Source organism: Actinomycetota bacterium, assembly GCA_004297305.1.
In the GTDB taxonomy this organism is placed as follows: Bacteria; Actinomycetota; Actinomycetes; order S36-B12; family FW305-bin1; genus FW305-bin1.
Genome location: SCTR01000007.1, coordinates 343,791 through 363,342, shown reverse-complemented (window position 1 = coordinate 363,342; position 19,552 = coordinate 343,791). Strand labels below are relative to the sequence as shown.

The window sequence follows — 19,552 nt, the reverse complement described above, 5'->3', positions numbered from 1 at the left end:
CCAGTAGGGCCGCTGATCGCGCTGAGCTTCGGCTCAGTTCCGGGCGCGGCGGGGTCGCCCGGCGGCCGTACTCCCGCCCGCCCCAGTCGCGGCCGTACTCCCGCTCGTCTCAGTCGCGGCCGGGCAGTGGTTCGCCGTAACCCGCGAGTGCCTCAGCGGCAGCGGCGCGTACCGCCTCGGCCAACTCGGGCGGCTCGACGACCCGCAGCGCGCCGCCCAGCCGCAGCGCCAGCCGGACTGCCCAGCGCGGATCGCTGACCGGTGCGGTGATCCGTAGCCGGCCGTCCGGCAACTCCTCGACGGAGTCCACGGCCATCTGGTCGACCACCCACTGCGCGGCCGGTTCGACCTCCAGCACCGCCGGCGGCCCGTCGGGACGCAGCCCACGATCGGAGTCCAGCGACGGCTGCGCGCCGGCCGGCAGCGCCGCGGCTTCGTCGAGGACCTCCGCGCTCAGCACCCGGTCGAGGCGGAAGGTACGCCGTTCCTCCGCGAGGCGGCACCAGCCCTGCAGGTAGGTCCGGCCCTCCACCGCGAGCACGGCGATCGGGTCCACGTCACGGTCGGTGACCTCGTCGCGTGCCGGCGACAGGTAGCGCAGTCGCACCACCCGGTTCTCGCGTACGGCGCGCTCGACGGTGTCCGCCACGCCCTCGGGCACGTCGAGTGCCACGGTCACCTGCGCGGCACCGGCCGCGGCCTCCCCCGCTGCCGCTTCGAGTTTGGCCATGACCGATTGCAACGCTGCCCGATCGTGGTCGCCGGGGACCTGCGCGAGGTACCGCAGCGCGACCAGCAGCGCCATGGCCTCGTCCGGTGACAGCCGCATCGGCCGGCCGATGGTCTGCGGATCGAGCACGTGCACGTGACCGGTCTCGTCCCAGAACTGGATATCGACGAGTTGGTCGGGTTGGTGGCCCGGCAACCCCGTCACGATGAGCAGCCACAAGTCGTCCTGCAACTGCTTCTCCGACACCCCGAAATGGGCTGCGGCCTCGGCGATCGTCACGCCGTCGTGAGCGACCAGCCACGGAACCAGATCCAGCAGCCGTGACAACCGCGCTGCGCTGCGGTTGGCCGCCCCCGCGTCGACCTGTCTGGCCTTGACCGGCTTGGCCTTCGCGGGGCTCATGCGCCCGCCACCGCTCGCAGCCGCCGGAGGACGGCCGCGCGAACCTCGGGCGGGTCCAGCACGATCGCTGCCGCCCCCACTTCGGCGACCGCTGCGGCGATCTGCTCCTCGTCGCGGTAGTCGACGGTGACCACGTCGTGCTCCGGCCCGGTCTCCAGCGCTGCGGCCCGAATCCGCAAGGCGTGTCCGGCGCTGTGCCGCAATTGGATCCGGGCCTGTCCAGCGACGGGGGCGTCCGGCTCGAAGGAGCGCGTCAGCAGCGCCGGCACGTCGATGTCGGCCGGGATCTCGTAGCTGCCGGCGGGTCCGTCCACGGTCACCTCGCCGTACACCCGGGACAGCCGGAACGCCCGGGTCGCGTCGCGCGCCAGGTCGTGGCCAACGACGTACCACCGCCCTCGCCGGGACGCCACCCCCCACGGCTGCACCCGTCGCCGCTCGCCGGCGCTCTGGTCCGGTCGGCGGTACTCGAACGTCACCGGCGTACGGCGCCGGACCGCGTCCAGCAGCGGGAGAAAGGCCGGGTCGGGCGCGGCGACCCGGGACCGAACCCCGAGCTCGCCGACGGTGGCGACGCCGCCGCCGGCTGCTTCGAGTTTGCGCAATGCACTGGTGGCCGCGGGCCCCAGGCTGGCCTGTTCCCACACCTGGGCGGCCAGCCCGAGTACGGAGTACTCAGCCGGGGTCACCGTCAGGTCGGGCAGGGCGTAGTCGTCCCGCGCGATCCGGTACCCCTCGACCTCGCCGGCCGAGGTCGTCACCGTCTCGACCGGCACGCCCATCGACCGCAGCTCGTCCTTGTCCCGCTCGAACATCCGCTCGAACGCCTCTGCCGACGGACTTTCGCGGTAGTCCACCAGGGAGGCGCGCACCTCGGCCCGCGACATCGGTTGGGACGAGGCCATCAGGCAGAACAGCAGGTTGAGGAGACGTTCGGTGCGGGGCGCGGACATGGTTCAGGAGACGCCGAGGAGGTCGATCACGAAGACGAGCGTGCGCCCCGAGAGCCGGTGCCCGCCGGATTCGCCGTACGCCAGCCGCGGCGGCACGATCAGCTGTCGCCGGCCGCCGATCTGCATGCCCGGAATGCCTTCCTGCCAGCCGGGAATGAGGCTACGCAGCGGGAAGTCGATGGGCTCGCCGCGATTGTAGGAGGAGTCGAATTCTTCGCCGGACTCGAAATCCACGCCGACGTAGTGCACGAGCACCTTGGCGCCCGGCAACGCGGTCTCGCCGTCGCCGATGACGAGGTCGGTGACGACGAGTTCCTCCGGGGCGGGACCCTCGATGAAGTCGATCTCCGGCTTGCTGGTCAACGTGCCTCTCCTTCGAATGTGGTGCTGGCTGACGAATCTGGCACGGTCGGATGAAGCCGTGTTACATGCTGGCGATCAGTTTGTCGACCCGTTCGTCGACCGCGCGGAACGGGTCCTTGCACAGCACCGTGCGCTGTGCCTGGTCGTTCAGTTTCAAATGCACCCAGTCGACGGTGAAGTCGCGGCGGCGTTCCTGTGCCCGCTTGATGAACTCGCCGCGCAGCCGGGCCCGGGTGGTCTGCGGCGGTACCGACTTGGCCTCGAACGTGGCGACGTCGGCGGTGACGCGTTCGACCTCGTCCCGGCGCTGCAACAGGTAGTACAGGCCCCGGGTGCGGGTGATGTCGTGGTAGGCCAGGTCGAGTTGGGCGATCCGCGCGCTGGACAACGTCAGATCGTGCCGGTCCATATAGCGCTGCAGCAGCGAAAGCTTGATGACCCAGTCGATCTCGCGGTCCACGAGGGTCAGATCGCCGGTGTCGACGGCCTTCAGCGTCCGTCCCCACAGTTCCAGCACCCGGGCGGGGATCGACGTCGGATCGTCGGTCAGGCCACGGCGGGTGCAGAAGTCCACTGCGCGCTCGTAATACTCGCCCTGGATCTGCAACGCCGACAGTTCCCGGCCGTTGGCCAGCCGGACGAGCCGGCGGCCCGTCGGATCGTGACTGATCTCGCGAATGGCCCGGATCGGGTTCTCCAGGGTCATGTCCCGCAACACGGTCCCGGATTCCAGCATGCGCAGTACCAGGTCGGTGGCGCCCACCTTGAGCATCGTGGTCGTCTCGCTCATCGACGAGTCCCCGACGATGACGTGCAGCCGGCGGTACCGCTCGGCGTCCGCGTGCGGCTCGTCGCGGGTATTGATGATCGGCCGCGAACGCGTCGTGGCGCTGGACACGCCTTCCCAGATGTGTTCGGCACGCTGGCTGACGCAGTAGACGGCCCCGCGCGGGGTCTGCAACACCTTGCCGGCGCCGACGACGATCTGGCGGGACACCAGGAACGGGATGAGCGCGTCGGCGAGCCGGCCGAACTCGCCGTGCCGGGCGACCAGGTAGTTCTCGTGGCAGCCGTAGGAGTTGCCGGCGGAGTCGGTGTTGTTCTTGAACAGGTAGACCTCGCCCGCGATGCCCTCTTCGGCCAGTCGCTTCTCGGCGTCGACGAGCAGGCTCTCCAGGATCCGCTCTCCCGCCTTGTCGTGTGTGACGAGTCCGGCGATGTCGTCGCACTCCGGCGTCGCGTACTCCGGATGACTGCCGACGTCGAGATAGAGCCGCGCACCGTTGGACAGGAAGACGTTGCTGCTGCGCCCCCAGGACACGACCCGCCGGAACAGGTAGCGGGCTACCTCGTCCGGCGAGAGCCGCCGCTGACCGCGGAACGTGCACGTGACGCCGTACTCCGTCTCGAGCCCGAAGATCCGCCGGTCCACGCGCCCACCCTAGTTCGCCACCGTGCCGCCGGTGGCGTGACGCAGCGGCAGCGGCAGCGGCACGGCGTGCGGTACGGCGTGACCCGCAAGGCGAGGCGCGACGAGGTAGGGACGTTACGGCCTGATCGCGGCGCGGCCGGTTGGGCGATGCGCCGGGCGATGGGCGCGGGCCGAGGCGGGGGAGGTGGCGCGGTGGGACCGGGCCCGGGGCCGAGGCGACGGAGGTGGCGCGGTGGGACGGGGCCGGGGGCTGAGGTGGCGCGGTGGGACCGGGCCGGGGGGCAGGCGACGGACGTGGCTGGGTCGGACCGGCGCGGGGCCGCGGTGGGACGGGCGGGGCTGGGTGCGGGCCCGGGGCGATGGAGGTGGGACGGGCGCGTACCGATGGGCGCGCGGGATAGGCGCGGCTGACGAGGCCGAGGCCGGGCCGCACCCGGGCGGAGCACGGCATCCGGATGGTGGCGGGACTGCGACGGGCCACACCCGCATCCCGAGCGAAATGTCGTGATGGCCCGTGGCTGGACCGGTTGAGCCGATGGCTGAGTAGGCCGAGCGGTGGCCGAGCCTCGCCCCATCACGCGCCCCGGTCGAGCCACCCCACACCGCACGACGCGCCGAGTACGCCGAGCCATTCGGTGGCACGCCGCGGCTCGCCACCACGCACTTCGCACGCCGAACCGTCGAGGGCCACCGGCCACCCGCCGTACCGCGGCGGAGTGTCGATGCACGTCCTGCGCGTGCCGCCGCACCGGAGTGGCCGAGCATTGCCCGGCTGTCCGCCGTCGCTGTCCGTGTGGCGCCGCCCCGACCTCGGCCGGCGGGGCGTGATGTGTGACCTGCTCGTGGCGCCGCTTGGGCATCGGTCGGGCGTGCGCGGATGTGCACTGCTCCTCGCGACGACGCGGACCCGGCCGCGACTGAGCCGCTCTCACTGTGCCGCTCTCATCGGATCCGCGGTCCGTCTGCGACCGTTGTTCAGGTCGGGGCATTCGTAGATGTCGCTGTCAAGTCCCTGCGCCGATCTGTGGATCGGATCGACTGTGCCGCAACCAGTCTGTGGAACCGGAACGACCGAAGGACTGTCGGAGGGGCGGTCTACGGTGGTGCCGTCAGATTGGTTCGGCGACTCCGTGTGGTGCGGGGCCGCTCCGGCGCCGAGGGGGATGGCGTATGTCGGTCGACGTCGTACTCCGAAGGCCCGTCGGCGCGCTGCTGGCGGAGTTGCACTCGCTGCTCGATGAGCTCAACGCCGCTGACATCGCAGGCGAGGTGGCGGCGTCGGCGCCGGCCGGCGTCACCGCTCTGGCGGCCGACATCGTGCGCGCTCGCCATCGGATCGAGGCGGCGGAGGCAACGGTCCTGGCGAGACTGGCGGACACCGGCGTCCCTGCCGCCGCCGGCTTAACGCCGGCCGGCTGGGTCCGGCGGGCGACCCGCCTCGATCACAGTCCGGCGGCCGCTCGGCTTCGGCTCGGCGAGGGTCTGCGATCCCTTCCCCGGTTCGCAGCGGCGTTCGCGGCCGGGCAGATCGGTTCGGCGCACGTCCGGGTGCTGGCTCGCGTGTGCGACGGCAACGAGGCCCGCCGGGCATCGTTGCCTGACCTTGAGCCGATTCTGGTCGAGGAGGCAAAAGCTCTGCCTCCCAAGGAATTCGCTCGGGTGGTCGCCCGATGGGTGCACACCGTCGATGCAGCCGGCATGGTGGCCGACGAGCTGCGCGTGCGCGAGCGGGCCTACCTGCACGTCTCGGCGACGTACGGCGGGATGGTCGCGGTCGACGGCATGCTGGACCCGGAGAGCGGTGCCGTCCTGCTTGCCGCGCTGGCGGCCGCACGCGAGCGTCTGTACGCCGACAGCGACGGGTCGAAGCGCGCCGAGTGGATCCGCGAACCGTTGTCGCGACGGAACGTCGCTGCCGTCCGGCTGCTCGCCGACAGCGCCGTCGCCACGATGGGTACCGACCGCCTGGGACTCGTCGACGGACTGCGGCCCACCGTGTTCGTGACGATGGACGTCGAGACCTTGATGCGTCAGAGTCGAAATGTGGCCGGCCTGCCAGAGGCAGGTGGCCTGCGAGGCGTGCCCGGCCAGCACGAGCCCCCCGATCCCGCGACAGCGACGGCTTGCCCGCGACGAGGACAGACGGATGCCCACGCTCGGGCGATCTGGGATCAGCCCGTCCATGAGGACAAGCAGGACCGGGAGCAACAGCCGGGACGAGCGCAGGGCCAAGGGCAAGAGCCGGAACCGGCGCAGGGGCAACGGCACGTGATGCTGTCGGAGCAGGGGCAAGGGCCAGAGCCGGAACCGGCGCAAGGGCAAGGGCAAAAGTCAGAGCCGGAACCGGCGCAAGGGCAAGGGCAAGGGCAAGGGCCAGAGCTGGTGCGGGTGCATGAGCCCGGACCCGAGCCGGGGCGGTGGCGGGAGACCACGGCACGGGAGTTCCGGCAGGTGGTCGGCGGCCCAGCAGGGGGCCGCGTTGGTCGGCGTGCGCTCGTTATCCGTTCCGGCGCCCCGCCCGGCGAGCGACCGGCCGTGCTCCATCTCGTGGCGCCCGGTTCGGACAGCGGTCCGGCGCCGCAGACGACTCTCATCACCGCAGCAATGGCGCGCCGGCTGGCTTGTGATGCTGGGATCGTGCCGGTCGTGCTCGGTTCCGCTGGCGTGCCGCTCGACCTGGGCCGGGCTACCCGAACTGTCAGCGGCGGCCAGCGTAAGGCGGTCTGGTTGCGGGATCAGCACTGCCGATTCCCCGGGTGCGACCGTGGGATTGCTGAGGTCCACCACATCGTCGAGTGGTCTCGCGGCGGCAAGACGGACCTGGCGAATCTGCTCGGACTCTGCCTGCGGCACCACCATGCCGTCCACGAAGGCGGTTGGCGGCTCAGTGGATCGGCGGCTGCCCCGTACTTCCGGCGCCCCGGCGAACCCGGCTAGCTAGATGATGCCGGGGTCGCCCACTGGGCCGGTCTCAGTGGGGCCGGCGGGGCCGGCGGGGGTGTCGTCCTCGACTCCCAGGAGGCTGGCGAGGCGCGCCCCGGCCAGACGTCGGAACTTCCGGCCCGGCCGCGCACGGTCGAGGATCGCGGCCTCCAGCTGTGACGGCGTGAGCGTACGAGGCTCGCCGTTGCCGGACGGCCCGGCGAGGGCGAGCTGGTCGACCGACAACCGCAATGCCTGGTCGAGGCTGAGCCCTGGCGCCCAGCGCTCGGTCAGCGCGGCGGTCAGTTGCTCAGCCTGCCCGCCCATGGCGACGAATCCGTGTTCGTCGGCCACCGAGCCGTCGAAGGTCAGCCGGTAGAGCTGGTCGCCGTCGGGGGTGTCGCCGACTTCGGCGACGACGATCTCGACCTCGTACGGCTTCGGCGTCTCCGTGAAGATCGTCCCCAGCGTCTGGGCATAGGCATTGGCCAGGCTCCGGACGGTGACGTCGCGTCGGTCGTACGAATACCCGCGCAGGTCAGCCAGTCGAACGCCGGCGACGCGGAGATTCTCGAACTCGTTGTACTTGCCCACCGCGGCGAAGGCCAGCCGGTCGTAGATCTCCGAGACCTTGTGCAGCGCGCGGGACGGGTTCTCCGCGACGAACAGGATGCCGCCGTCGTACTGCACGACCACGACGCTGCGGCCGCGCGCGATCCCCTTGCGCGCGTAGTCGGCCTTGTCCTTCATGATCTGCTCGGGCGAGACGTAGAAGGGCACGCTCACAGTGGTCTCTCCTCAGGCAGGTCGCGGCAGGTAGGCAGCGGGACCGGTCGTGGGCCGGCGGTGGGTTCGTCTCGGCGGGCGGTTCTTGTCAGCGGGTGGGTTCGTCTCAGCGGGCGGGGTCGAGTAGGCGCGGCACGTCAGCGACGGCTCGCGTGTGGACTGTGCCGACCTCGGCGGCGACGGCTCGCGTGCGGCCTGTGCCGACCCCGGCGGCAACGGCTCGCGTGTGGACTGTGCCGACCGCGTTCGGAATGGCGGGCATGTCAGGACCGCGGCAGGGGTGCGTGAGGTCCGTCAGGTGACGCGAGCCGCGCTTCAAGGACCGAGCGCACCAGCGGCTCGACCGTGGCGTCGGGAAGCCGCCGGAAGCCGTCGACGTCCACGATGGTGATCACCGGGTAGATCCGGCGGGTCAGATCCGGTCCCCCGGTCGCCGAGTCGTCGTCGGCAGCGTCGTACAGCGCCTCGACCACGACCCGGACCGCGTCGGTCTCGGTGAGGTCGCGCTGGTACAGCTTCTTCAAGGCGCCCCGGGCGAACAGCGAACCGGACCCGACCGAGTAGTAGGAATGCTCTTCGTAGCGGCCGCCGGTCACGTCGTACGAGAAGATCCGGCCGTCGCCGCTGAACAGGTCGTACCCCGCGAACAGGGGTACGACCGCCAGGCCCTGCATCGCCATTCCGAGGTTGCCGCGCAGCAGCGTCGACAAGCGATTCGCCTTGCCGTCCAACGAAAGTTGCGCGCCCTCGATCTTCTCGTAGTGCTCCAGTTCGACCTGGAAGAGGCGGACCAGTTCGACGGCGAGCCCGGCTGTCCCGGCGATGCCGACCGCGGAGTGCTCGTCGGCGGGGAACACCTTCTCGATGTCGCGCTGAGCGATGATGTTGCCCATCGTCGCGCGCCGGTCGCCGGCCAGGACGACCCCGCCGGGGTACGTCACCGCGACGATCGTCGTCCCGTGCGGTACCGCCGGCGTGCTTCCCGTGCCGAAGCCCGGCCGGCCGTCAGGCAGCAGCGTCGGGGCGTGGTCGCGGAGGAACTCGCTGAACGACGAACCTCCGGGTGTCAGGAACGCCGTGGGCAGCCCACCCGGCGTCCGGGACGGGTCCATCGGGCTCATTCCCCGCCCTTCTGGACGAAGGAGCGGACGAAGTCCTCGGCGTTCTCCTCGAGCACTTCGTCGATCTCGTCAAGGATCGAGTCGACGTCCGCATCGAGGTCCGCCTTGCGGGCCGCAGCATCGGCTGCCCGCTCGTCGACCTCGGCGACCTCGTCCTCGGTCGTCGCCGAGCGGCGCTGCTCGCTGTTGTCCTGGGTCGCCATAGCGCCTCCTCGTGCTGCTGCGCCGTCCCGGCATCGGGAAGGCACTCCGGTCCGGGCACCTGGTCGGCAACGCCGTCGGCACCCGACGTACCACGGACGAACACGGCGACCCTACCCATCGTGGTGCAACGAAACCGAACCAAGTCCGGAGCCCGGCTGTTCCCGGCGTACGACGTCCCGGACCGCCCCATGCCGTGCTCTCGGCCGCGTCATCCCGGACCGACCACCGCCGTGCTGCCCGGCCGCGGCCGGCGCAGACGTTCCACGGCTTGGGCAAGGCATCGCGCGGCAGGTCCGTGATGGCGCTGGCACAGCGGCGGCTCGGGTCAGGCGACCGGCTTGGGCAGGCGGTGGCCCGGGAAGGGAAGCAGGCGGTGGCCCGGGACTGGAAGGTGGCGGTGCAGCCCGGGAAGGGAAGCTGGCGCAGGTCAGCGGCGGTCGGTCAGCGCACGTACGAGGTCGACGGCGGTCGGGCAGGAGTCGAGCAGGTCGCCGACGTGGGATCTGGTCCCCCGCAGCGGTTCCAGCGTCGGGACCCGCTGCAGGGCGTCACGCCCGGGAATGTCGAAGATCACCGAGTCCCAGGACGCCGCGGTGACGGAATCGCCGTAGCGGCGCAGACACTCACCCCGGAACCAGGCGCGGGTGTCCTCCGGGGGCCGGCTCACCGCGTGGTCGACTTCGGCGTCGGTGGTCAGCCGCAGCAGGTGTCCGCGGTCCTCCAACCGTGCCGCGAGGCCGCGGCCGCGCCGGACGTCGGAGTACTGCAGATCCACCAGGTGCAGGCGCGGTGAGTCCCAGTCCAGCCCGTCCCGGCTGCGGTAGCCCTCGAGGATGGCGAGCTTGGCGACCCAGTCCAGTTCGCGCGACAGCGACATCGGGTCGCTGTCCAGCCGGGTCAGGACCGACTCCCAGCGTGCCAGTACGTCGGCGGTCTGCTCGTCCACGTCCTCGCCGTACCGGTCGTCGACGTACTTGCGCGCCTGCTCGCAGTACTCCAGCTGCAGTTGCACCGCCGTCAGCTTCCGGCCGGACCGCAGCGGGATCAACTGCCGTAGGCCGACGTCGTGCGACACCGCGTGCATCGCCGCGACCGGCCGGTCCGGCATCAGCTGGAGGTCGAGGACACCGTCTTCGATCATCGCCAGGACCAGTGAGGTGGTGCCGAGTTTGAGGTACGTCGAGATCTCGCTGAGGTTGGCGTCGCCGACGATGACGTGCAGCCGGCGGTACCGGTCGGGATCGGCGTGCGGTTCGTCCCGGGTGTTGATGATCGGGCGCTTGAGCGTGGTCTCCAGCCCGACCTCGACCTCGAAGAAGTCGGCCCGCTGCGACAGCTGGAAGCCGTCTCGGCGGCCGTCCTGCCCGAGCCCGACGCGCCCGGCGCCGGTGATCACCTGGCGGCTGACGAAGAACGGCGTGAGATGCCGCACGATGTCGGCGAACGGCGTCTCGCGGCGCATGAGGTAGTTCTCGTGCGTGCCGTACGACGCGCCCTTGTTGTCGGTGTTGTTCTTGTACAGCTGGATCGGACGGGTTCCCGGCACGGCGGCGGCCAGCGCGGCCGCGCGTTCCATGATGCGTTCGCCGGCCTTGTCCCACAGCACCCCGTCGCGTGGGTTGGTCACTTCCGGGCTGGAGTACTCCGGATGGGCGTGGTCGACGTACAGCCGCGCGCCGTTGGTGAGGATGAGGTTGGCCAGGCCGAGGTCTTCGTCGGTGAGCTGCGTCGGGTCGGCGTCAGCCCGGGACATGTCGAAGCCGCGCGCGTCGCGTAGCGGCGTCTCCTCGTCGTAGTCCCAGCGCGGCTTGCCGCGGCGCTCGCCAAGCATGGCCGCGCCATAGGCGTTGACCAGCTGCGAGGAGGTGAGCATGGCGTTGACGTGCGGATGGCCGGGCACGGAGATGCCGTACTCGGTCTCGATGCCCATGACCCGGCGGACGCTCACGCTTCGAGGGTACGGCTCAGCGGTGCGAACTACAGAGCAGTGCGGACTACAGGTACTGACCGGTGTTGGCGACGGTGTCGATGGACCGTCCCGCTTCGGTCCCCTGCTTGCCCTGCACGAGGGTCCGGATGAACACGATGCGCTCGCCCTTCTTGCCGGAGATGCGAGCCCAGTCGTCCGGGTTTGTGGTGTTCGGCAGGTCCTCGTTCTCGCGGAACTCGTCGACGCACGCCGCCAGCATGTGCTGGACCCGGATGCCGCGCTGACCGTGGTCGAGGAAGTCCTTGATGGCCATCTTCTTCGCGCGCGCCACGATGTTCTCGATCATCGCGCCGGAGTTGAAGTCCTTGAAGTACAAGGTCTCCTTGTCGCCGTTGGCGTACGTCACCTCGAGGAATCGGTTGTCCTCGATCTCGGTGTACATGCGCTCGACGGTGCGCTGGATCATCGCGGCGACCGTGGCGGCGCGAGAGCCGCTGTGCTCGGCAAGGTCGTCGGCATGCAGCGGCAGGTCCACCAGGAGGTACTTGGAGAAGATGTCGCTGGCCGCCTGCGCGTCGGGCCGCTCGATCTTGATCTTCACGTCGAGCCGGCCGGGGCGCAGGATCGCCGGGTCGATCATGTCCTCGCGGTTGGAGGCACCGATGACGATGACGTTTTCCAGGCCTTCGACGCCGTCGATCTCGCTGAGCAACTGCGGAACGATCGTGTTCTCCACGTCGCTGGACACCCCGGAGCCGCGGGTGCGGAACAGGGAATCCATCTCGTCGAAGAAGACGATGACCGGCATACCTTCGCTGGCCTTCTCCCGGGCCCGCTGGAAGATCAGCCTGATGTGCCGCTCGGTCTCGCCGACGTACTTGTTGAGCAGTTCCGGGCCCTTGATGTTGAGGAACCAGGAACGGCCCTGTTCGACTCCGGTCTGCTCGGCGACCTTGCGGGCCAACGAGTTCGCGACGGCCTTGGCGATGAGCGTCTTGCCGCAGCCGGGCGGGCCGTACAGCAGGATGCCCTTCGGCGGGGCCAGCTGGTGCTCACGGAACAGGTCCGGGTGCAGGAAGGGCAGCTCGACGGCGTCCTTGATCTGACCGATCTGCGGACCCAGGCCCCCGATGTCCTCGTACCGGATGTCGGGGACCTCTTCGAGGACGAGTTCCTCGACCTCGGACTTCGGGATCCGCTCGTAGACGTACGCCGAGCGAGGCTCCAGCAGCAACGAGTCGCCGGCGCGGATGTTCGCCGAGCGCAGCGGTTCGGCCAGCCGCACCACGCGCTCGTCGTCGGTGTGTCCGATCACCAACGCGCGCTCGCCGTCGTCGAGCAGCTCCTTGAGCATGACGATCTCGCCGACGCGCTCGAAGTGGCGTGCCGCCACGACATTCAGCGCCTCGTTGAGCACGACCTCCTGGCCGGGCCGCAGTTCGGCGGCGTCGACGTCGGGACTGACGACCACCCGCATCTTCCGATTGCCGGTGAACACGTCCACGGTGCCGTCGTCGAAGGCCTCCAGGAACACCCCGTAGCCGCTGGGCGGTTCCGCGAGCCGGTCGACCTCCTGCTTGAGCGTGACGATCTGCTCACGGGCCTCTCGCAGCGTGGCGACGAGGCGCTGGTTCTGCGCGGTCACCGCAGCCAGTTCGGTGTGCAGGGCGTTGAGGCGTTCGTCGACTGTGCGAGCGCGGATCTCGTCGTCGTAGGGCACGGGCTCACCTCCCGGGGCTTTCGACGACCCTACCTAGGAAGTCCCGGCCACCGGGTCCGCATCCGGGTAGGCCCCCTTCGCCGGGCGCGTCCGGCGGGCCGGCAGCACGGTGCCGGGGGCCAGCCGGCGAGTAGTGAGCAGGAAGCCGGTGTGCCCGATCATCCGGTGATCCGGCCGTACGGCAAGCCCTTCCAGGTGCCAGGTCCGCACCAGGCTCTCCTCCGCCCGGCACTCGGTCCAGCGACCATCGGAACGGACGGCCTCGGCGGTTCGCGACAGCTGCGTGGTGGTCGCGACGTACACGACCAGGACTCCCCCGGGCACCAGTGCCGCGGCCGCCGCGTCCAGGCACTCCCACGGCGCGAGCATGTCCAGGATCACCGCGTCGGCCGCCGGCGGCTGTGCGGCCTGCAGGTCGTCCTCCCGCAACTCCCACGAGGCAGGGTCGCCGCCGAACCATCGCGCGACGTTGCGGCGGGCGACTGCCGCGAACTCGGGGCGGCGCTCGTACGAGGTCACCGAGCCCTCGTCGCCGACGGCGCGCAGCAGCGAACACGTCAGCGCGCCGGAGCCGGCACCGGCCTCGACCACGCGGGCGCCGGGGAACAGATCGGCGAGGCCGACGATGCGGGCGGCGTCCTTGGGATAGACCACCGTCGCACCGCGCGGCATCGACAGGACGAAGTCCTGCAGCAGCGGGCGAAGCGCGAGGTACGGCGTCGCCCCGGTGGACACCACCACGACGCCTTCGTCGGATCCGATCAGCTCGTCGTGATCCAGCGCGCCCCGGTGGGTGTGGAACGTCCGGCCCGCCTCCAGCGTGATCGTGTGCATCCGGCCCTTCGGATCGGTGAGCTGGACGAGGTCACCGGGCCGGAAGGGTCCGCGGCCATGCTGCGCCAAGGGGGTCGTCACGACCGCAGAGGCTAGTGCGGTTCATACGGCGTTCCTGCCGGCGAATCGGCGGGACGTCGGACCACAGCGTGCGCCGCCAGTGGACAGCCGTCACTCGCCGCGCGGACCGGCCGTTGGACCGGTGTCGCCGGGCTGCGGGCGGACCGCCGTCACTCGTCGTGCGGACCGGTGCGCAGTTCGTTCTCGACGTCGGCCGTGGTGAGTACGCCGACGACCTGGCGCGAGCCGGCGACCGCGGCCTGTTCCGCTTCGTCGTCGACGACGAGGTACTCGGTGGCCGGATGGGCGGTGACGGCCTCGACCAGGTCGTAGCCGGTCAGCGACGCGGGCAGGACGGCGGTGGGGTGCAACGTACGGGCGACTGCCGAGACCGCCAGCCAGGGCTGCCGGGCCGGCGGTACCGCGGCGATCGCGGCGTCCTCCCCCACGCCGATCGGGCGCCCATCCCGGTCGACGACGACGATCGACCTCGCGCCCGCTGCGGTCATCCGGCGTATCGCCTCGGCCAGCGGCAGGTCAGCATCGACGTTGACTGCGCGGCGCGCGAGCCGCCGTGCCGACAGGCCCGGAATGTGGCGGTTGACGCGCGCCCGCCGCAGGGCGTCCGACGCCCCGGTCCACAGGAACGCCGCGAAGATCGCGGCGACGACGACGAGGCCGAGTGAGGGTCGCACATCGCGAGCGAACGCGAGAGCGAACGGCGTGACGATCATCAGTACCGCCAGACCGCGGCCGGCCCAGCCGGCCACGACGGCGCCCCGGTTCTCCGAGCCCGTCAGCGCCCACACAGCGCTGCGGAGCACCGCCCCGCCGTCGAGCGGGAGGCCAGGCAGCAGGTTGTACAGGCCCATGAACGCGTTGCCCCAGGCCAGAGCCTCCAGGACGACGACGGCTCGGACGTCTAGGGAATCGCCGGTCGCGGCCAGTGCCAGATAGGCCAGCCCGGCCACGGCGAGGGTCGTCAGGGGGCCGGCTGCGGCGATCGCCGCCTCCTTGCCCGGTGCGGGACGAGCCCGTTCGTACTGGGTGAAGCCGCCGAGGACCCACAGCACGATCTTGGTGACGGGGTAGCCGAACGCACGAGCAGCGAAGGCGTGAGCGGCTTCGTGCAGCAGGATCGACAGGTACAGCAGGACGGCGAAAATCACGGCCAGCGCGTACTGCTGGCTGGCCGGTGCGCCGCTGAGCACGAAGTTCGGCGCCCACAGCACGGCGATCAGGGCGACGCCGACCACACCGCTGGCGGGAACGTGGACGGGTACTCCCCACAACCGCAGCAACGGGCCGCGCCCGCCGGCGTACCCCTCACTCATCCCGCCAGGCTACGGGCCGCGGCGGGCACCGGCGTTGGTGTCGTACGGCGCTGCTGTCGTGCGGGTCGTGGTCTCGTGGTGCATGGGTGTCGTAGGGCGTGGGTGTCGTAGGGCGTGGGTGTCGTACCGCCGTCCTACGCTGGCCGCGTGCCAGTGCAGTCGCCGAGTCCGACGCAGTGGGCCAGCCCATCGCCGGCCCAGTCGTTGTCGCCGTCGCGGGCCAGTGACTTCATGACCTGCCCACTGCTGTACCGGTTTCGGGTCGTCGACCGGCTGCCGGAGCGGCCCAGTCCGGCCGCGGTCCGGGGCACGGTGGTGCACGCCGTGCTCGAGTCGCTGTTCGACCTGCCGCCGGCCGACCGGACCCTGCAACGGGCGATCGACCTGGTGCCCCAGGCCTGGGAGCGGGTCGCCGCCGAGCAGCCCGATCTCGCCGAACTGTTGTTCGCCGACCCCGCGGTGCGCCGTACGCCGGTCGCCGCCGACGATGAGTCGGGCGGGAGTGACGCGGGCGGGGGCGGTCCTGCCGGTGGCGAGCGCGCCGCCGGCGATGCGGGCGGTGGCGACTCTGCCGGGGGCGAGTCTGCCGGGGGCGCAGCGGAGTTGCGGGACTGGCTGGACTCCATGGCCCCGCTGCTGACGACGTACTTCGAGCTGGAGGACCCGACCAGGCTGGAGCCGGCCGAACGGGAGATGCGGGTCGAGATCGAGCTGGAATCCGGCCTGGTCCTGCGCGGTTTCGTCGACCGGCTCGACGTGGCGCCGTCCGGTGAGCTGCGGGTCGTGGACTACAAGACCGGACGCGCGCCGGGGCAGGGCTTCGAGGCCAAGGCCATGTTCCAGATGCGTGTCTACGGCTTGGCGCTGTGGCGGACGACCGGCCGGGTGCCCCGGATGCTGCAGCTGCTGTACCTGGGCAGCGGCGAGGTGTTGCGATACGCCCCCGACGAAGCGGAGCTTCGAGCGACCGAACGCAAGCTCGACGCGATCTGGGCCGCGATCGAACGGTCCATGCGGACCGGCGATTGGCGCCCGAGCCCGTCGCGACTGTGTTCGTGGTGCGACCACCAGGCGCACTGTCCGGCGTTCGGCGGTACTCCCCCGGATCTGCCGTCGGTGACGACGACGGACGTGCTGTCTGCCGACGACGTACTGACGTTGCGTGCTGTGGAACGGGCATCGGGCGGCGTCGGGTAGCGGGCGCGTCGAGTAGCGGGCGCGTCGAGTAGGGCGCCGTCAGGTGGCGGGCGCGTCGAGTAGGCGCGGCGTCGGGTAGGAAGGGTCGGGTAGGGCGCGTCGAGCAGGGGCGGCGTCGGAGGTTGGCCGGGTTAGAGCGGCGATTGCCGGGTTAGCGTGGGGCGGTGCCCGCCGCTGTCGAGTCTGCCGCGCTCGACCCTGTCCTGCCAGCGGCCCGGGCGCGAGGACTGACGAAGGTCTACGGCCGCGGTGAGACCCGGGTCGTCGCACTCGACAACGTCGACCTCGACGTGGCGGCGGGTCGCTACACGGCGATCATGGGGCCGTCCGGTTCGGGCAAGTCGACGCTGATGCATTGCCTGGCCGGGCTCGATTCGATCACCGCCGGCGAGGTCCACATCGGCGACGTGGCCCTGCGCGGGCTGTCGGATCGCGCGCTCACCACGCTGCGACGCGACCGCATCGGCTTCGTCTTCCAGTCATTCAATCTCGTGCCGACGCTCTCGGCGCTGGAGAACATCACGCTGCCGCTCGACATCGCCGGCCGTTCCGCCGACCCGGCGTGGTTGGACACGGTCATCGACACCGTGGGACTGCGAGACCGACTCCGTCACCGACCCAGCGAGCTGTCCGGCGGCCAGCAGCAACGCGTGGCCTGCGCCCGCGCGCTGGCGAGCCGACCACAGATCGTGTTCGCCGACGAGCCCACCGGCAATCTCGACAGCCGGTCCGGCGCCGAGGTATTGCGGTTCCTCCGGGCCAGTGTGGATCAGTTCGGCCAGACCATCGTGATGGTGACGCACGACCCGGGCGCAGCGTCGTACGCCGATCTCGTGGTGTTCCTCGCCGACGGTCAGGTGGTCGACACCCTGGCCGCCCCGACTGCTGAGCGGGTCCTGGAACGGATGCGCGGTTTCGATTCACCCGCCCCGGCCTGAGGCCGCCGATGTTCCGTACCTCACTGCGAACCCTTGTCGCCCACAAACTCCGGCTGATGCTCACCGGCCTGGCCGTCGTGCTGGGCGTCGGATTCGTCGCGGGCACATACGTCTTCACCGATTCTCTGCAGCACGCGTTCGACCAGCTGTTCGTGGTCCGCAGCGCCGACGTCGTGGTCAGCCGGGAGCAACCCCTGGAAACCCGCCGTACCGACAGCGACCCGAGCCAGGCACTCGACGAGTCGATCCTGGCGACGGTGGCCGCGGTGCCCGGTGTGGCCGCCGCGACCGGCGTGGTGTCCGCCGACGGCGCGGTCGTACTGGATCGCAGCGGGCGGCCGGTCACCGGACCGGACCCGTCCACCCGCGGCAGTTCCTGGATCGCCGATCCCGCCCTGCGAGCCCTGACGCTGGTCGACGGCCGCGAGCCGGTGACGCCGGACGAGGTGGTCCTCGGAGTGTCGACCGCGCAGCGGGCCGGGGTCGGCGTCGGTGAGCGGTTGCAGCTGGTCACCCCACGCAGCGGTGGCCGCGCGGTCGACGTCACGGTCGTCGGGATCGGTCAGGAAGCGGTCTCGGCCAGTTTCGGCGGCGGCACGACCGTGGTGTTCAGCCTGGCCGGCGCACAGGCGCAGTTGCTCGCGCCGGGCCGGCTCAGCCAGGTGCTGGCGGTCGCCGCGCCCGGCGTCAGCCAGCCGGAATTGGAACGGCGGATCGACGCAGTCGTCGGTCCGCAGATCCGGACCACCACCGGTCAGCAACTCACCGATGACGTCGCCGAACGGCTCGGGACCGCGTTGGGCTTCGTGACGACGTTCCTGCTCGTGTTCGCGCTGATCGCCCTGTTCGTCGCCGGTTTCCTCATCTTCAACACGTTCTCCATGCTGGTGGCCGCGCGCACCAGGGAACTGGCTCTGCTGCGTGCCCTCGGCGCCTCGCGCCGGCAGGTCCGCACCTCGGTCCTGCTGGAGGCGGCCGTGATGGCCGTGCTGGCGTCGACCGCCGGGTTGGCCGCCGGGCTCGGACTGGCGTTGCTGCTGCGGCGGCTGTTCGACGCGGTCGGCGTCGATCTGCCGCCCGGCGGCCTGCAGCTGCTGCCGCGCACCGTCGTCGTGGTGTACCTGGTCGGCGTCGGGGTGACCTTGGTCGCGGCGTGGCTGCCGTCACGGCGAGCCGGCACGATCCCGCCGGTGGCCGCGTTGCGGGACGACGTCGCGTTGCCGGTGCGCTCGTTGCGGGTTCGGGCCGTGGCCGGCACCGTCCTCGTGCTGACCGCCGTTGTCGTCGCGTGGCGCTCGCTGGGCGTGCTCGACGATCCGGAGCGCGCCGCCGGTGTCGCCGGGCTGTCGGCATTCTTCGGCGTCCTCGGCCTGGTGGTGCTTGCCCCGGTGCTGGCACGGCCGGCGCTGCGGGTGCTGGGCGCCGTGTTCGGCGGCATCGTAGGTCGGCTGGCTCGCGAGAACGGCCGCCGCAACCCGCGCCGTACCGCCGCCACGGCGAGCGCCCTGATGATCGGGCTCGGGCTGATGACTGCGATCGGGGTGATCGCGGCGTCGACCTCGGCGTCGACCGACCGGGTCATCGACGACACGATCGGCGCCGACTTCGTCGTCTTCGGGCCGGGCTTCCGGCCGTTCTCCCACAACGTGTTCGAGGCGATCCGGGACAGTCCGAATACTCGCGCGGTCGCGTTCGCGCGGCAGACGGTGGCCCGGACCGGCAGCGGCGACCGGGTGCCGGTCACCGGGTCGGACCCGGCGCAGCTCGCCGCCGTCATCGATCTGGACTTCACGACCGGGAGGCTGGAGGGGCTGGGGCTTGGCGGCGCCGCGGTCGACAGTACGACGGCCGCCAACAACGGGTACCGGGTCGGGCAGGTGGTCCCGCTCACCTTCCCCAACGGCGCCGGACAGCTACGGCTGCAGGCGGTCTACGAGCCCGCCGGGCCCTTCCGCGGTTTCATCACCTCGGTGCCGACGATCACCGCGGTGGGAACGCTTGAGGAGGACTCCGCGGTGTACGTGCGTGCGGCGCCGGGAGCGGACGTGGCAGCACTGCGCGCCGAGCTACAGCGACGGCTGACGGACTTCCCGGCGGTCCAGGTCCAGGACCAGGCGCAGGTCAAAGAGGACATCCGCGGCTCGGTCGACGCGGTGCTCAACTTCGTGCTGGCCCTGCTGGCGCTCGCCGTCGTCATCGCCGTACTTGGCATCGTGAACACGCTGCTGCTCAGCGTCGTCGAGCGCACCCGTGAGCTGGGACTGCTGCGGGCGGTCGGTACCAGTCGGCGGCAGGTGGCCCTGATGATCACGGAGGAGTCCGTGCTGCTGGGGGTCTTCGGCGCCGTGCTCGGCGTCGGCACCGGTCTGGCGTACGGCGTGCTGCTGCAGCGTGTCCTGGCGCCGCAGGGCATCACGGAACTGGCGGTGCCGGTCGGCCAGCTCGTCGGGTTCGTCCTGGTCGGGGCGATCGGCGGTGTCATCGCCTCGGTTTGGCCGGCGATCAGAGCGGCGCGGCTGGACGTGCTGCGGGCCATCGCCGTCGAGTAGTTCGCGGTCGGGCGCGTCATGTTGCGGCTCAATGCAGAACGCGTCATGTTGCGGCTCAATGCAGGGCGCGTTATGTC

The 19,552-nt window shown here is 70.9% G+C and carries 15 protein-coding genes; 4 read left to right on the top strand and 11 right to left on the bottom strand.

The window, feature by feature from the left end; genetic code table 11:
• Positions 1-109: 109 nt before the first annotated feature.
• From EPO13_07345 to pafA, 4 genes are all read right to left on the bottom strand, one after another.
• The gene (locus EPO13_07345; GenBank protein ID TAK69667.1) at positions 110-1,132 is read right to left on the bottom strand and encodes a WYL domain-containing protein; all 1,023 of its coding nucleotides are present in this window, start codon (positions 1,130-1,132) and stop codon (positions 110-112) included.
• On the bottom strand, positions 1,129-2,085 hold the full coding sequence (locus tag EPO13_07340; GenBank protein ID TAK69666.1) for a WYL domain-containing protein: 957 nt from the start codon (positions 2,083-2,085) through the stop codon (positions 1,129-1,131). Before EPO13_07340 ends, EPO13_07345 begins: the two co-directional genes overlap by 4 nt.
• Positions 2,086-2,088: 3 nt before the next feature.
• Positions 2,089-2,448 (bottom strand): FKBP-type peptidyl-prolyl cis-trans isomerase, encoded by a 360-nt coding sequence (locus tag EPO13_07335; protein ID TAK69665.1) that lies wholly within the window; start codon positions 2,446-2,448, stop codon positions 2,089-2,091.
• Between the two features lie 61 nt (positions 2,449-2,509).
• Positions 2,510-3,880, bottom strand: coding sequence for a Pup--protein ligase (gene pafA, locus EPO13_07330; GenBank protein TAK69664.1), 1,371 nt, complete (start codon positions 3,878-3,880; stop codon positions 2,510-2,512).
• A gap of 1,170 nt (positions 3,881-5,050) precedes the next feature.
• On the opposite strand from pafA, the gene EPO13_07325 reads away from it, so the two are divergent.
• Positions 5,051-6,817 carry a DUF222 domain-containing protein gene (locus EPO13_07325; GenBank protein ID TAK69663.1) on the top strand — a complete coding sequence of 589 codons (1,767 nt, stop codon included), beginning with the start codon at positions 5,051-5,053 and terminating at the stop codon, positions 6,815-6,817.
• On the opposite strand, the gene prcA is transcribed toward EPO13_07325, so the two are convergent.
• The 7 genes from prcA to EPO13_07290 form a co-directional block, all read right to left on the bottom strand.
• Entirely contained in the window at positions 6,818-7,588 is a 771-nt protein-coding gene (gene prcA / locus EPO13_07320; protein TAK69662.1) for a proteasome subunit alpha, read from the bottom strand.
• A 263-nt stretch (positions 7,589-7,851) separates the two neighbouring features.
• Positions 7,852-8,700, bottom strand: coding sequence for a proteasome subunit beta (gene prcB, locus EPO13_07315; GenBank protein ID TAK69661.1), 849 nt, complete (start codon positions 8,698-8,700; stop codon positions 7,852-7,854).
• 5 nt (positions 8,701-8,705) lie between these two features.
• A complete protein-coding gene (locus EPO13_07310) occupies positions 8,706-8,912 on the bottom strand; it encodes a ubiquitin-like protein Pup (GenBank protein ID TAK69660.1) in 207 nt (68 codons plus the stop codon).
• Positions 8,913-9,340: 428 nt separating this feature from the next.
• Positions 9,341-10,861 (bottom strand): proteasome accessory factor PafA2, encoded by a 1,521-nt coding sequence (locus tag EPO13_07305; GenBank protein TAK69659.1) that lies wholly within the window; start codon positions 10,859-10,861, stop codon positions 9,341-9,343.
• 46 nt (positions 10,862-10,907) lie between these two features.
• Positions 10,908-12,563 carry a proteasome ATPase gene (gene arc / locus EPO13_07300; GenBank protein TAK69658.1) on the bottom strand — a complete coding sequence of 552 codons (1,656 nt, stop codon included), beginning with the start codon at positions 12,561-12,563 and terminating at the stop codon, positions 10,908-10,910.
• A gap of 33 nt (positions 12,564-12,596) precedes the next feature.
• The gene (locus EPO13_07295; protein TAK69770.1) at positions 12,597-13,466 is read right to left on the bottom strand and encodes a tRNA (adenine-N1)-methyltransferase; all 870 of its coding nucleotides are present in this window, start codon (positions 13,464-13,466) and stop codon (positions 12,597-12,599) included.
• Between the two features lie 161 nt (positions 13,467-13,627).
• A complete protein-coding gene (locus tag EPO13_07290; GenBank protein TAK69657.1) occupies positions 13,628-14,791 on the bottom strand; it encodes a CBS domain-containing protein in 1,164 nt (387 codons plus the stop codon).
• A gap of 231 nt (positions 14,792-15,022) precedes the next feature.
• Here EPO13_07290 and EPO13_07285 point away from each other — a divergent pair, with 231 nt between their 5' ends.
• The 3 genes from EPO13_07285 (at position 15,023) to EPO13_07275 (ending at position 19,475) form a co-directional block, all read left to right on the top strand.
• Positions 15,023-15,988, top strand: a complete 966-nt coding sequence (locus tag EPO13_07285; protein TAK69769.1) for a PD-(D/E)XK nuclease family protein — start codon at positions 15,023-15,025, stop codon at positions 15,986-15,988.
• A 164-nt stretch (positions 15,989-16,152) separates the two neighbouring features.
• The gene (locus tag EPO13_07280) at positions 16,153-16,926 is read left to right on the top strand and encodes an ABC transporter ATP-binding protein (GenBank protein TAK69656.1); all 774 of its coding nucleotides are present in this window, start codon (positions 16,153-16,155) and stop codon (positions 16,924-16,926) included.
• Positions 16,927-16,934: 8 nt separating this feature from the next.
• Positions 16,935-19,475 carry an FtsX-like permease family protein gene (locus EPO13_07275; protein TAK69655.1) on the top strand — a complete coding sequence of 847 codons (2,541 nt, stop codon included), beginning with the start codon at positions 16,935-16,937 and terminating at the stop codon, positions 19,473-19,475.
• Positions 19,476-19,552: the final 77 nt, after the last annotated feature.

Coding starts and splice junctions, on each gene's coding strand:
- EPO13_07345 (TAK69667.1), bottom strand. CDS start 1,132: ATGAGCCCCGCGAAGGCCAAGCCGGTCAAGGCCAGACAGGTCGACGCG.
- EPO13_07340 (TAK69666.1), bottom strand. CDS start 2,085: ATGTCCGCGCCCCGCACCGAACGTCTCCTCAACCTGCTGTTCTGCCTG.
- EPO13_07325 (TAK69663.1), top strand. CDS start 5,051: ATGTCGGTCGACGTCGTACTCCGAAGGCCCGTCGGCGCGCTGCTGGCG.
- prcB (TAK69661.1), bottom strand. CDS start 8,700: ATGGACCCGTCCCGGACGCCGGGTGGGCTGCCCACGGCGTTCCTGACA.
- EPO13_07310 (TAK69660.1), bottom strand. CDS start 8,912: ATGGCGACCCAGGACAACAGCGAGCAGCGCCGCTCGGCGACGACCGAG.
- EPO13_07290 (TAK69657.1), bottom strand. CDS start 14,791: ATGAGTGAGGGGTACGCCGGCGGGCGCGGCCCGTTGCTGCGGTTGTGG.
- EPO13_07285 (TAK69769.1), top strand. CDS start 15,023: ATGACCTGCCCACTGCTGTACCGGTTTCGGGTCGTCGACCGGCTGCCG.
- EPO13_07275 (TAK69655.1), top strand. CDS start 16,935: ATGTTCCGTACCTCACTGCGAACCCTTGTCGCCCACAAACTCCGGCTG.